Consider the following 13,145-nt stretch of genomic DNA (forward strand, 5'->3'; position numbering starts at 1 on the left):
TCAGCCGACCCGGTCCCACCCACGACGCGTGGCGGCGTTGCCCAGCGGGCGGTCGTCGCGGGAGCGGTAGACGACGTACGGACGGGTGAGGTAGCCGACGGGCGCGGAGAACACGTGCACCAGGCGGGTGAACGGCCACAGCGCGAACAGCCCGAAGGCGACGAGCGCGTGCAGCTGGAAGCCGATCGGCGCCTCGGCCATCAGGTCGGCGTCGGGCTGGAAGGCGAGGAAGGAGCGGTACCAGACCGAGACGCCCTCGCGGTAGTTGTACTCCCCGCCCAGGCTGAAGATCGAGCCGGCGATGGTGTTCCACATGCCCAGCACGATGGCGGCGCCGAGGAAGGCGTACATCACCTTGTCCATCGGCGTGGTCGCGGAGAAGACCGGGCCGACGGTGCGCCGGCGGTAGACCAGGATCGACATGCCCACGAGGGCCATCACGCCGGCGACGAGGCCGCCGATGACGGCGGCGTAGTGGTAGAGGTGGTCGTCGACCCCCACCGCCTCGGTCCACGAGCGCGGGACCAGCAGGCCGATGACGTGACCGCCGACGACGCCCAGCATCCCGAAGTGGAACAGGGGCGAGCCGAGCCGGAGCAGCCGGTTCTCGTAGAGCTGCGAGGAGCGGGTCGTCCAGCCGAACTTGTCGTAGCGGTAGCGCCAGACGTGCCCGACCACGAAGACCGCGAGGCAGAGGTAGGGCACGATCACCCACAGGAAGACGTTCATCGTGGTGCTCCTACGGGGATCGAGGCGGAGGCGATGAGGGCGGGGCCGGTGTCCAGGGCCGGGTCGGCGCCGTAGCCCGACAGGCCGACCTCCTCGGCCGGCGGGCCCTGCTCGACCAGGCGGCGTACGGCGTCGGCCTCGGCGCCCTCGAGCACGGGCAGGGTGCCGCAGACGGCGAGCAGCGCCGCCGCCCAGGGAGAACCGGTCGTGCCGTCGTCGTTGCGCCAGCCGGTGAGCGCGAGGCGGAGCATCTCGACACCGGCGCGGTGCTCGGTGAGCAGCTGCCACGTCGTGCCGGGGTCCACGGTCGCGCCGAGCTGGAGCACGCCGCAGAGGTGGTCGGGCAGCTCGCCTTCGTCGGCCCACTCGACGCCGGCGGCCCGGTAGGCCTCCTTGAAGCGCACCAGCGCCGCCCCACGGCGGCGGGTGTCGCCGTAGGCGAAGTACGTCAGGTAGAGCGCGCACTTGCGCGTGTGGTCGAAGGTCGCGACGTAGTCCTGCTGGAGCTGCTCGAGCGGGGTGGACCGCAGGTGCGCGAGCAGGGCCGGCAGGTGCGGGTCGTCGGGCACGAGCGCCTCGAGGTCGTCCACCGCCGACACCAGCTCGGCGGTGGGGTAGTCCAGCACCGCGGAGCAGACCGCCCACACGCGGCGGGCCTGCTCGTCGGGCCCGGAGCGGGCGCGTCGTCGGAACATCACCGCTCCCCTCCTTCGTGGCGCGGCGGGAACAGGCCCTCGGGCGTGCCCTTGCCGTCCCAGTTGAGCAGGTTGACGCGGCTGGCCTTGTCGTCCGGTGCCGCCACGGTGTCGGAGGTCTGCCGGTCCTGGAGCATCCGGAAGTTCTCCACCGCGACGGGCGTCGGGTAGCCGGCACCCTCGCCGAGCAGCGCCTGGTCGTAGTACGAGCCGGCCGCGTCGAAGTCGACGGCGCAGTCGGTCGCCAGCTCCTCGAGGGCGTGCGCCTGCTCGGCGTGTGCCGGCGGGATGACGTAGCGCTCGTTGTACTTCGCGATCGCGAGCAGCCGGAACATCTCGTAGATCTCCTCCCCGCTCATCCCGACCGCCGCCGGGATCGACTCGTCGGGGTCGCGACCGAGGTTGATGTCGCGCATGTAGGAGCGCATCGCCGCGAGCCGCTTGAGCACCTTGTCGACCGGGGCGGTGTCGCCCGCGGTGAAGAGGTTGGCGAGGTACTCGACCGGGATCCGCAGGGTGTCGATGGCGGCGAAGAGGTTGCCGCGGTCCTCGGCGTCCTCGCCCGTCTCCTGCACGACGTCGACCACCGGCGAGAGCGGCGGGATGTACCAGACCATCGGCATCGTGCGGTACTCCGGGTGCAGCGGCAGCGCGACCTCGTAGCGGTTGATCAGCGCCCACACCGGCGACTTCTTGGCCGCCTCGACCCAGTCACCGGGGATGCCGGCCTGCTCGGCCGCCCGCTGGACGGCCGGGTCCTCCGGGTCGAGGAAGCACGCCCGCTGGGCGTCGTACAACGCGTGCTCGTCCTCGATCGCCGCGGCCTCGAGCACCTTGTCGGCGTCGTAGAGGACCAGGCCGATGTAGCGCAGCCGGCCCACGCAGGTCTCCGAGCACACCGTCGGGATCCCCACCTCGACGCGCGGGTAGCAGAAGGTGCACTTCTCGGCCTTGCCCGTCTTGTGGTTGAAGTAGACCTTCTTGTACGGGCAGCCCGAGACGCACATGCGCCAGCCGCGGCAGCGGTCCTGGTCGACCAGCACGATGCCGTCCTCGGCGCGCTTGTAGATCGCGCCGCTGGGGCACGACGCGGCGCACGACGGGTTGAGGCAGTGCTCGCAGATGCGGGGCAGGTAGAACATGAAGGTCTGCTCGAACTCGAGCTTCACCTTGTCCTCGATGCCCTTGAGCATCACGTCGCGCGCGGCGTGCTCCTGGGAGCCGCCGAGGTCGTCGTCCCAGTTGGCCGACCACTCGACGTTCATGTCCTCGCCGGAGATGAGGCTCTTGGGCCGCGCCACGGGGAAGGTGTCGGTCTGCGGCGAGCTGGTGAGCGTCTCGTAGTCGTAGGTCCACGGCTCGTAGTAGTCGTCGATCGAGGGCAGCTTGGGGTTGGAGAAGATGCTCAGCAGCTTCTTCACCCGCCCGCCGGCGCGCAGTGCCAGCCGGCCGTTGGGCTTGCGGACCCAGCCGCCCTGCCACTCCTCCTGGTCCTCGTAGGTCCGGGGGTAGCCGAGCCCGGGCCGGGTCTCGACGTTGTTGAACCAGACGTACTCGGTGCCGGTGCGGTTGGTCCACGCCTGCTTGCAGGTCACCGAGCAGGTGTGGCAACCGATGCACTTGTCGAGGTTCATGACCATCGCCATCTGGGCCATCACGCGCATGTCAGTCTCTCCTCTCCTGCTCAGTACTCGACCGGGGCGGTCCGCTTGCGGATCATCGTGACCTCGTCGCGGTTGTTGCCGATCGGGCCTATGTAGTTGAAGAAGTAGGCGAGCTGGGCGTAGCCGCCGACGATGTGGTTGGGCTTGAGCAGCACCCGCGTGAGGCTGTTGTGGATGCCCCCGCGCTTGCCGTCGCGCTCGGTGAGGGGTACGTCGATGAGCCGGTCCTGGGCGTGGTGCATGTAGACCGTGCCCTCCGGCATCCGGTGGCTGACGATCGCGCGTGCCGCCACGACGCCGTTGCGGTTGACCATCTCGATCCAGTCGTTGTCGCGGATCCCGACCTTCGCGGCGTCGCGGTCGGAGATCCACACCGACTGCCCGCCGCGCGAGAGCGAGAGCATGAACAGGTTGTCCTGGTACTCGGAGTGGATCGACCACTTGTTGTGGGGCGTCAGGTAGCGGACCGAGACACCCAGCTCGTTCTGCTCACCGATCGGCCGCTCGCCGAACAGGGCGGTCATGTCGAGCGGTGGGCGGTAGACCGGGAGCATCTCGCCCATCCCGAGGAACCAGTCGTGGTCGACGTAGAACTGCTGGCGGCCGGTGAGGGTGTGGAACGGCTTCTTGCGCTCGATGTTGATCGTGAACGGGCTGTAGCGCCGCCCTCCGGACTCCGAGCCCGACCACTCCGGTGAGGTGATGACCGGCACGGGCTGCGCCTGCGTGTCGGCGAAGGTGATCTGCTTGCCCTCGTGCTCGGCGGCGAGGTCGGCGAGCTCCGTGCCGGTGCGCTTCTCCAGGAAGCGGAAGCCCTGGGTGGCGAGGTGACCGTTGGAGACGCCCGCCAGGTGCAGGATCGCGTCGGCCATCTGGACGTCGGTCTCGACCCTGGGCTGGCCGTCGCCGGCGCCGCCGCGGGCCACGCCGTTGCGGGTGCGCAGCACGTCGATCTCCCGCTTCACGTCGTAGGCCACGCCCTTGGTGAGCATGCCGACCTTCTCCATCAGCGGACCGATCGACGTCATCTTGTCGTAGATGGCGGTGTAGTCGCGCTCGGCCACCGCGATCACCGGCATGGTCTTGCCCGGGACGGGGTCGACCTCGCCGGTCTTCCAGTCCTTGACCACCCCGTGCTCGGTGGCCATCGCCTCCGGGGTGTCGTGCCACAGCGGCTTGGCGACGACGTCCTTGCGGGTGCCGAGGTGGGTCTCGGCGAGCTCGGAGAACTTCTTCGCGATGACCTTCCAGGTGTCCCAGTCCGACTTCGTCTGCCACGGCGGCGCGATCGCGGGGTTGAAGGAGTGGACGAAGGGGTGCATGTCGGTGGTGGAGAGGTCGTGCTTCTCGTACCAGGTGGCCGCCGGCAGCACGACGTCGCTGAAGATCGTCGAGGAGGTCATCCGGAAGTCGATCGTCGTGAGCAGGTCGAGCCTGCCCTCGGCCGCCTTCTCTGCCCAGACCACGTCCGTCGGTCGCTTGTCCGGCGGCGCCTCGACGGCCGTGGCCGAGGAGTCGGTGCCGAGCAGGTGGCGCAGGAAGTACTCGTTGCCCTTCGCCGACGAGCCGAGCAGGTTGGAGCGCCACAGCGACAGCACCCGAGGGTGGTTGTCCTCGTGCTCGGGGTCCTCGACCGCGAACCGGAGGCTGCCCTCCTTGAGCTGCTGCGCGACATAGGCCGGGACCTCCATGCCGGCCGCCTCGGCGTCGTCGGCCAGCTGCAGGCTGCTGCGGTCGAACGTGGGGTACGACGGCGACCACCCGAGCCGGACCGACTGGGCCAGCAGGTCCATGACCGTCTTCCCGGCGAAGACACCCGTCCCGGCGTCGAGGTCGTCGGCGGAGAAGGTGTCGTAGCGGTACTGCGAGGTGTTCACGTACCAGTACGCCGTCTGGTTCATGTGCCGCGGCGGGCGGTGCCAGTCCAGGGCGAAGGCCATGTGCTGGAAGCCCATGATCGGGCGGATCTTCTCCTGCCCGACGTAGTGGGCCCACCCGCCGCCGTTGCGCCCCTGGGTGCCCGTGATCGTGGTGAGCAGCAGGATGGCGCGGTAGATCTGGTCGGAGTGGAACCAGTGGTTCACGCCCGCCCCGAGCAGGATCATGCCGCGACCCTCGGTGTCGACGGCGTTCTGCGCCCACTCCCGGGCCAGCCGCACGACCTGCGCGGCCGGCACCCCGGTGTGCTGCTCCTGCCAGGCCGGGGTGGCCGGGACCTCGGGGTCGTCGTAGCCGCGAGGGTCGGCGTCGTCGGTGCGCGGCCACACGCCCGGCAGCCCGGGGCGCCCGACGCCGTACTGGGCGAGGAGCAGGTCGAACACGGTCGTGACGACACGGTCGCCGACGCGGGCGACAGGCACCCCGCGGCGCTCGTGGACGACCTTGCCGCCCGGCGCGTCGAAGCGGGGCAGCGCGACCTCGACGGACTCGCGCGTGCCGCCCTCGTGGTCGGTGTACATGCTGAGGGCGGGGTCGATGTCGCCGAGGTCGAGGTTCCAGTGGCCCAGGCCCTCGTCGCCGTACCGGTCGCCGATGGAGCCGTGCGGGATGCGAACCTCCCCGGTGCCGGCGTCGATGACGGCCGGCTTCCACATCGCGTTCTCGCTGGTGCCGCCGAGGTCGCCCTCGACGAGGAACTTGCCGGGACGGTAGGCCCCGTCCTCCCCCGGCTCGAGGCACACCAGGTGCGGCAGGTCGGTGTACTGCTTGTCGTAGGCCTCGAAGAACGGCGTGGTGCGGTCGACGAAGAACTCCTTGAGCACGACGTGGCCCATGGCCATGGCCAGCGCGCCGTCCGTGCCGGGCGCCGGGCTGACCCACTCGTCGGCGAACTTCACGTTCTCCGCGTAGTCGGGTGCGACCGCGACCACCTTCTGCCCGCGGTAGCGCGCCTCGGTCATCCAGTGGGCGTCCGGCGTGCGGGTCATCGGGACGTTGGAGCCCCACATCATCAGGTAGCCGGCGTCCCACCAGTCCCCCGACTCGGGGACGTCGGTCTGGTCGCCGAACATCTGCGGCGACGCGTTCGGCAGGTCGGCGTACCAGTCGTAGAAGGAGAGCATCGGCGCGCCGATGAGCTCGAGGAAGCGCGCGCCGGACGTGTAGGAGACCGGCGACATGGCCGGGATCGGCGAGAAGCCGGCGATGCGGTCGGGACCCCACCGCTTGACGGTGTAGACGTGCGCCGCCGCGACGATCTCGGCCACCTCGTCCCAGGTCGCCCGCACCAGGCCACCCTTGCCCCGCGCCTTCTTGTACAGCCGGGCCTTCTCCTCGTCCTGCACGATCGAGCCCCAGGCCACCACCGGGTCGCCGTACTGCTGCTTGGCGGCACGGAACATCTCCAGCAGCACGCCCCGGACGTAGGGGTAGCGCACGCGGGTAGGGCTGTAGGTGTACCAACTGAACGCCGCACCGCGCGGGCAGCCGCGCGGCTCGTACTCCGGGCGGTCGGGGCCGGCGCTGGGGTAGTCGGTCTGCTGCGCCTCCCAGGTGATGATGCCGTCCTTGACGTAGACCTTCCACGAGCACGACCCCGTGCAGTTCACGCCGTGGGTGGAGCGCACGACCTTGTCGTGGCTCCAGCGCTCGCGGTAGAACACGTCGCCCTCGCGACCGCCCGACTTGTGCAGGGTCCGGAGGTCGTCGCTCACCTCCGCCTTGGTGAAGAACCGGCGACTGCCGATCAGTGCCGACGTGAGGGAGCTTTCGAGGGTCATGCGGTGGCCTCCGGGCGTTGGTTCGTGGGAACGCAGGGCAGTCCGACGAGCCTGACCATAGACAGGAGCCGCGACCGATTGCCACCATCGACAGCCCGAAGCGGCACAAGGTCACCAAGGTCGGGACTTAGGTCCCTACTTGGTCCCTACTTGGTCCCGCGGACCTGCACAACGCCGTCCAGATCCCTCAGAGTCTTCCTGGTGGGGACCGCGCACGACGGTCCCGGAGGAGTCGAGATGAGCGAGCACCAGCCCGGTCGCAACCGGGTGCTCTGGCTGTCCACCGTGGCGTTCACCCTGATGTTCGCCGTGTGGCTGATGTTCGGGATCCTGGGCAAGCCGATCCAGGAGGAGTTCGGGCTCACCGAGGTCCAGCTGTCGTGGATCGTGGCAGCCGCCGCCCTCAACGGATCGCTCTGGCGCCTGCCGGCAGGCATGGTCACCGACCGGATCGGCGGCCGCAAGGTGATGACCGCCCTGCTGCTCGCGACGGCCGTCCCGGCGTTCCTCGTCTCGCGTGTCGAGTCCTACGGCGCGCTCCTCGTGCTCGCCTTCCTGGTCGGCTTCGCCGGCAACGCCTTCTCGGCCGGCATTGCGTGGAACTCCGCATGGCAGCCGCGCGAGCACCAGGGCTTCGCCCTCGGCCTGTTCGGCGCCGGCAACGTCGGCGCGTCGGTCACCAAGTTCATCGGCCCGCCCCTCATCGCCGGCACGGCCGGCGCGAGCTACTTCGGCGTGGTCGACGGCGGCTGGCGGCTCGTGCCCGTGGTGTACGCCGTGCTGCTCGTGCTGATGGCCGCACTGGTCTGGTTCGGCACGCCGAGCAACGACATCGCCCCCGGCACGGGACAGCCGCTGCGCGAGCAGGTGCGTCCCCTGCGCAGCATCCGGGTGTGGCGCTTCAGCCTCTACTACGTCGCGGTATTCGGTGCCTACGTCGCCCTGGCCGCGTGGCTGCCGACCTACTACATGGACAACTTCGACGTGTCGCTCCAGACCGCGGCGCTGCTGACGGCGACGTACATCTTCCCGGCCAGCCTCCTGCGGCCCTACGGCGGACACCTGTCCGACCGCTTCGGCGCCCGGCGCGTCATGTACTGGACGTTCGGCGCGATGCTGCTGGTGACGGGCATCTTGATGATGCCCAACGGGCACATCGTCATCAGCCACCCCGACGGTTCCCAGAGCGAGCACCTCGCCTACAGCATCGGCCTCGCGCCCTTCGCGCTCCTCGTCTTCGCGCTGGGCTGCGCGATGGGGGTCGGCAAGGCTGCGGTCTTCAAGCACATCCCGGAGTACTTCCCCCACAACGTGGGCGCCGTCGGTGGCCTGGTGGGGATGCTCGGCGGCCTCGGGGGGTTCTTCCTGCCGCCGCTGTTCGCCTACACCAAGGCGTGGTCGGGCTTCCCCTCCAGCACCTTCTTCGTCCTCTTCGTGCTGACCCTGGTGTGCGCGGTCTGGATGCACTGGACCGTGGTCCACATGCTCAACACCGAGTCCCCGGAGCTCGCGCACCGGCTCGAGAGCCCGCACGACGACCACCGGCTCGCGCCGGCCCCGACCCACGAACGACTGCCTGAGGAGGCACGCGCATGACGACCGACGCACAGCCGCGCAGGAGCGGCGAGTGGCTGGAGGCCTGGGACCCCGAGAACGAGGAGACCTGGGACTCCCCCCTGGCGTGGCGCACCCTCTGGGTCACCACCTTCGCCCTCACCCTGGCCTTCGTCGCCTGGTTCCTGCCGAGCGCCCTCATCCCCAAGCTGAACCCCCTCGGCTACTCCTTCTCCACCACGCAGCTGTACTGGATGGCGGCGATGCCGGGCCTGTCGGCCGGCCTGTTCCGGCTCGTGTGGATGGTGCTCCCGCCCATCCTGGGGACGCGCAAGATGGTCACCCTCACGACGCTGCTGCTGATCTTCTCGACCCTGGGCTGGGGAGTGCGGGTCCAGGAGCCGACGGCCCCGTACTGGGAGCTTATGACGCTGGCCTTCCTGGCCGGTGTCGGTGGTGGCGCCTTCTCCGGCTTCATGCCGAGCACGTCGTACTTCTTCCCCAAGTCCAAGCAGGGCACGGCACTCGGCCTGCAGGCCGGCCTCGGGAACTTCGGGGTCTCGCTCGTCCAGCTGCTCACGCCCTACCTCATCGGCTTCTCGTGGCTCGCCTTCTTCGGCGGGAGCCAGACCATCACGATGCCCGGCAAGGAGCCGCAGGAGGTCTGGTACCAGAACGCCGCCTTCATCTGGATCCCGCTCATGGTGGTCTCCGCACTCCTCGCGTGGACGATGCTGAAGTCGGTCCCGATCAAGGCCAACGTGCGCCAGCAGTTCGACATCTTCGGCAACACCGACACGTGGCTGATGACGCTGCTCTACATCATGACCTTCGGCACCTTCTCCGGGCTGGCCGCACAGTTCGGCCTGCTGATGGCCAACCTCTACGGCATCGGCAACGGTGACATCGTGCAGGGCACGGGTGCCGACGCGACGGTGCTCATCGACGGCTACGCCGTCCCCGACGTGGTGAAGTACGTCTTCCTGGGGCCGCTGGTCGGCGCCGGTGCGCGCGTGGTGTTCGCTCCGCTCACCGACCGGATGGGTGGCGCGAAGTGGACGCTCGTGTCGGGTCTGGGGCTGATCGCGTCGATCGCCTACACGATCCCGGCGCTGACGCCCGACACCACCTCGGCCGCCACGCTGGAGGCCGGCTTCGACCAGTTCCTCTGGGGCATGCTGGCGATCTTCCTCTTCGCCGGGATCGGCAACGCCTCGACCTTCAAGCAGATGCCGATGATCTTCGAGCGCCGGCAGGCCGGTGGCGTGATCGGGTGGACGGCGGCGATCGCGGCGTTCGGCCCGTTCTTCTTCGGCGTCGGCGTGACGACCCTCGGTCCGACCGTGTTCTACTCGATCGGCGTGGCCTGGGCGGTCATGTGCGTGGCCATCACCTGGGTGCGCTACGCGCGCAAGGGCGCCCCGCGGCCGAGCTGACCACGCCTGCGACGGGGCGTCCGGCGGCGGGTCAGCCGGCGAACGCCTCGTCGTACAGCGCCTGCAGCTCCGGCGTGGTCTCGCCGGTGAAGCCGCACAGGGTCACCCGGCCGTCGGTCGCGCTGACCAGGTAGGACTTCCCCTTCTCGAAATCCACGGCCATCAGGAGCGCCGCGAGGTCCTGCTCCGGCGTGGCGACCGTCGCCGTGGCGGCGTCGCCGCCGGCGTACCACTCGTCGACCGCGAGCGTCGCGGTGCCGTCCTCGAGCGAGCTCACGGTGCCGGCGAAGGCGGTGTCGAAGGTGGACAGCGTCTCGGCCGAGGGGACCGCGCACTTGCCGGCCGCGGTCGCGTCGACGGTGAGCTCCACCGGCTCGGAGGACGCGTCCGGGGCCTCGGAGGTCGTCTCGGAGGTCGTCTCGGAGGTCGTGGCGGAGGTGGTCTCGGAGGTGTCGGCGGCGATCACGTCGGAGTCGTCGGAGCCGCACGCGGACATCCCCGCGAGGGCGAGGACGAGCACGGGGACGGCGAGGGCGCTGCGGGTTCGGCGGGTGTTCACGATTCCTCCTGGCGGGACCGGGCCGGTGGTCGTCCACCGTGCCACACCGTCTTGGACGCCGGCCGCGGGGGCCGGGTTCCACCGGAGCGGGTCAGCGGGTCGCCGCGTCGATCTCCTCGTCCTCCTCCTCCACGCGACGCTTGATCCTCCCGATGCCGGGGATCTTGCCGAGGATCTCGTTGAGCTCGCGGGAGACGTTGAGCAGGTCGTGGAGGTCGGGCGCCACCGACTCGAGGGTCTTCAGCACCGGCAGCAGGTCGCGCTCGACCTGGTCGGTGAGCGCGGGCAGGTGGTCGACGAGGGTCACGAGCGCGGCCACCTCGTCGGGATGGGTGGTGTCGGCCAGGACCCGGAGCGTCGGCTGGAGCTTGGTCAGGGACGGCTCGAGGTCGTCGATCAGCGCGGCGATGCGGGCGGTCCCGGTCGACGCGACGTCGACGACGGTGGCGACCCGCGCCGACTCCAGCACGGCCCCGTCCACGACCGCGGCCACGCGCTCGACCTCCCCGGCAGCGGCGTCGACGACGGCGCTGACACGGGCGACCTCCACGGCTGCGGCCTCCACCACGGCCTCGACGTTGCCGATGGTCGTCCCCGCGCGGCCGACCATGGTCTCGGCCCGGTCGAGCACCGCCTCTGCGCGATCGAGGAGCGCGAGCACGCGTGGCACGGCACCCAGGAGGGCCTCGACCTGCCCTCCGCCGCGCTCGAGCGCTGAGATCACGTCACGGGGACCGGGCACGGGCAGGCGCATGCGTCATTCCTACCAGCGGGGGCCCGAGCGACGCGGATGTCGATACGTGCTCGGGCATCCCGGCGTGCAGCCACACATGTCCGAGAAGTCGCCCCGGGATGGTCCGTGAAGGGCGACAGCTCGAACACGTGTGCGCACGTGCGGCGCTCATGGCCCCTCAGGCCGGTCGTCCGAGGGCCACCTCTGCCGCACGTGCGCGACTCGGGCTCACTGGGCGTACGACACGGGGGACCACCCCGGAAATGGAGCGAGGCCCCCGCCGGAGCGGGGGCCTCGCTGTGGTGCTGGGTGGTGCGGTGGATCAGAAGTCCATGCCGCCCATGCCGCCCATGTCGCCGCCGGGCATGGCCGGCGCCTTCTCGGGCTTGTCGGCCACGACGGCCTCGGTGGTGAGGAACAGCGCGGCGATCGACGCGGCGTTCTGCAGGGCCGAGCGGGTGACCTTGGCCGGGTCGATGATGCCCTCGGCGATCATGTCGACGTAGTCACCGGTCGCGGCGTTGAGGCCGTGACCCGCCTCGAGGTTGCGCACCTTCTCGGAGACGACGCCACCCTCGAGACCGGCGTTGACCGCGATCTGCTTGAGCGGGGCCTCGATGGCGACCTTGACGATGTTGGCACCGGTGGCCTCGTCGCCGGTCAGCTCCAGCTTGGCGAACGCCTCGGCACCGGCCTGGACGAGGGCGACGCCACCGCCGGCGACGATGCCCTCCTCGACCGCGGCCTTGGCGTTGCGGACGGCGTCCTCGATGCGGTGCTTGCGCTCCTTGAGCTCGACCTCGGTGGCCGCGCCGACCTTGATGACGGCCACGCCGCCGGCCAGCTTGGCGAGGCGCTCCTGCAGCTTCTCGCGGTCGTAGTCGGAGTCCGACTTCTCGATCTCGGCGCGGATCTGGTTGACCCGGCCCTCGATCTGGCCCTGGTCGCCGGCACCCTCGACGATGGTGGTCTCGTCCTTGGTGATGACGACCTTGCGGGCCTGGCCGAGCAGCTCGAGGCCGGCGGACTCGAGCTTGAGGCCGACCTCCTCGGAGATGACCTGGCCGCCGGTGAGGATCGCGATGTCCTGCAGCATGGCCTTGCGGCGGTCACCGAAGCCCGGAGCCTTGACGGCGACGGAGCGGAAGGTGCCCTTGATCTTGTTCACGACCAGGGTCGACAGCGCCTCGCCGTCGACGTCCTCGGCGATGATCAGCAGCGGCTTGCCGGACTGCATGACCTTCTCCAGCAGCGGGAGGAGGTCCTTGACCGTCGAGACCTTGGAGTTGGCGATGAGGACGTAGGGGTCCTCGAGCACGGCCTCCATGCGCTCGAGGTCGGTGGCGAAGTAGGCGGAGATGTAGCCCTTGTCGAACCGCATGCCCTCGGTCAGCTCGAGGTCCAGCCCGAAGGTGTTGGACTCCTCGACGGTGATGACGCCTTCCTTGCCGACCTTGTCCATCGCCTCGGCGATGATCTCGCCGACGGTGGTGTCGGCGGCGGAGATGGACGCGGTGGACGCGATCTGCTCCTTGGTCTCGACGTCCTTGGCCATGCTGAGCAGCTGCTCGGACACGGCGGCGACGGCGGACTCGATGCCGCGCTTGAGACCCATCGGGTTCGCGCCGGCCGCGACGTTGCGCAGGCCCTCGCGGACCATGGCCTGGGCCAGGACGGTGGCCGTCGTCGTGCCGTCACCGGCGACGTCGTCGGTCTTCTTGGCGACCTCCTTGACCAGCTCGGCGCCGATCTTCTCGTAGGGGTCCTCCAGCTCGATCTCCTTGGCGATCGAGACACCGTCGTTGGTGATCGTGGGGGCGCCCCACTTCTTCTCCAGGACGACGTTGCGGCCCTTGGGGCCCAGGGTGACCTTGACCGCGTCGGCGAGGGTGTTCATACCCCGCTCGAGGCCGCGGCGGGCCTCCTCGTTGAAAGCAATCAGCTTCGGCATAACTCTTCGCGATTCCTATCGACGTGAGTCTGGTGGTGTACGACGCCTGGTGGGCTGCCCGCGACGGACGACCCGCTCCCCCGGCGATCCATTCACGTCGGGTTC

General features: G+C 69.8%; 9 protein-coding genes. 2 read left to right on the forward strand and 7 right to left on the reverse strand.

Annotated features, from left to right (window positions below):
* The 4 genes from narI to Q9S36_RS46940 are packed head-to-tail and all read right to left on the reverse strand — an operon-like array spanning position 1 to position 6,807.
* Entirely contained in the window at positions 1-729 is a 729-nt protein-coding gene (narI, locus tag Q9S36_RS46925; RefSeq protein ID WP_311291604.1) for a respiratory nitrate reductase subunit gamma, read from the reverse strand.
* Entirely contained in the window at positions 726-1,424 is a 699-nt protein-coding gene (narJ, locus tag Q9S36_RS46930; RefSeq protein WP_311291605.1) for a nitrate reductase molybdenum cofactor assembly chaperone, read from the reverse strand. The genes narI and narJ overlap by 4 nt, the downstream gene beginning before the upstream one ends.
* Positions 1,424-3,088 carry a nitrate reductase subunit beta gene (narH, locus tag Q9S36_RS46935; RefSeq protein WP_311291606.1) on the reverse strand — a complete coding sequence of 555 codons (1,665 nt, stop codon included), beginning with the start codon at positions 3,086-3,088 and terminating at the stop codon, positions 1,424-1,426. Before narH ends, narJ begins: the two co-directional genes overlap by 1 nt.
* Positions 3,089-3,108: 20 nt before the next feature.
* Positions 3,109-6,807, reverse strand: a complete 3,699-nt coding sequence (locus tag Q9S36_RS46940; RefSeq protein WP_311291607.1) for a nitrate reductase subunit alpha — start codon at positions 6,805-6,807, stop codon at positions 3,109-3,111.
* Positions 6,808-7,044: 237 nt separating this feature from the next.
* Here Q9S36_RS46940 and Q9S36_RS46945 point away from each other — a divergent pair, with 237 nt between their 5' ends.
* On the forward strand, positions 7,045-8,403 hold the full coding sequence (locus tag Q9S36_RS46945; RefSeq protein WP_311291608.1) for a nitrate/nitrite transporter: 1,359 nt from the start codon (positions 7,045-7,047) through the stop codon (positions 8,401-8,403).
* Positions 8,400-9,797, forward strand: coding sequence for an MFS transporter (locus Q9S36_RS46950; protein WP_311291609.1), 1,398 nt, complete (start codon positions 8,400-8,402; stop codon positions 9,795-9,797). Before Q9S36_RS46945 ends, Q9S36_RS46950 begins: the two co-directional genes overlap by 4 nt.
* A 31-nt stretch (positions 9,798-9,828) precedes the next feature.
* On the opposite strand, the gene Q9S36_RS46955 is transcribed toward Q9S36_RS46950, so the two are convergent.
* The 3 genes from Q9S36_RS46955 to groL all read right to left on the reverse strand — a co-directional run bounded on the left by Q9S36_RS46955 (position 9,829) and on the right by groL (position 13,040).
* A complete protein-coding gene (locus tag Q9S36_RS46955; protein ID WP_311291610.1) occupies positions 9,829-10,356 on the reverse strand; it encodes a hypothetical protein in 528 nt (175 codons plus the stop codon).
* A gap of 91 nt (positions 10,357-10,447) precedes the next feature.
* Positions 10,448-11,110, reverse strand: coding sequence for a hypothetical protein (locus Q9S36_RS46960; RefSeq protein ID WP_311291611.1), 663 nt, complete (start codon positions 11,108-11,110; stop codon positions 10,448-10,450).
* Positions 11,111-11,411: 301 nt separating this feature from the next.
* Positions 11,412-13,040, reverse strand: a complete 1,629-nt coding sequence (gene groL / locus Q9S36_RS46965) for a chaperonin GroEL (protein WP_311291612.1) — start codon at positions 13,038-13,040, stop codon at positions 11,412-11,414.
* Positions 13,041-13,145: the final 105 nt, after the last annotated feature.

It is taken from the genome of Microbacterium sp. ARD31, from assembly GCF_031844425.1.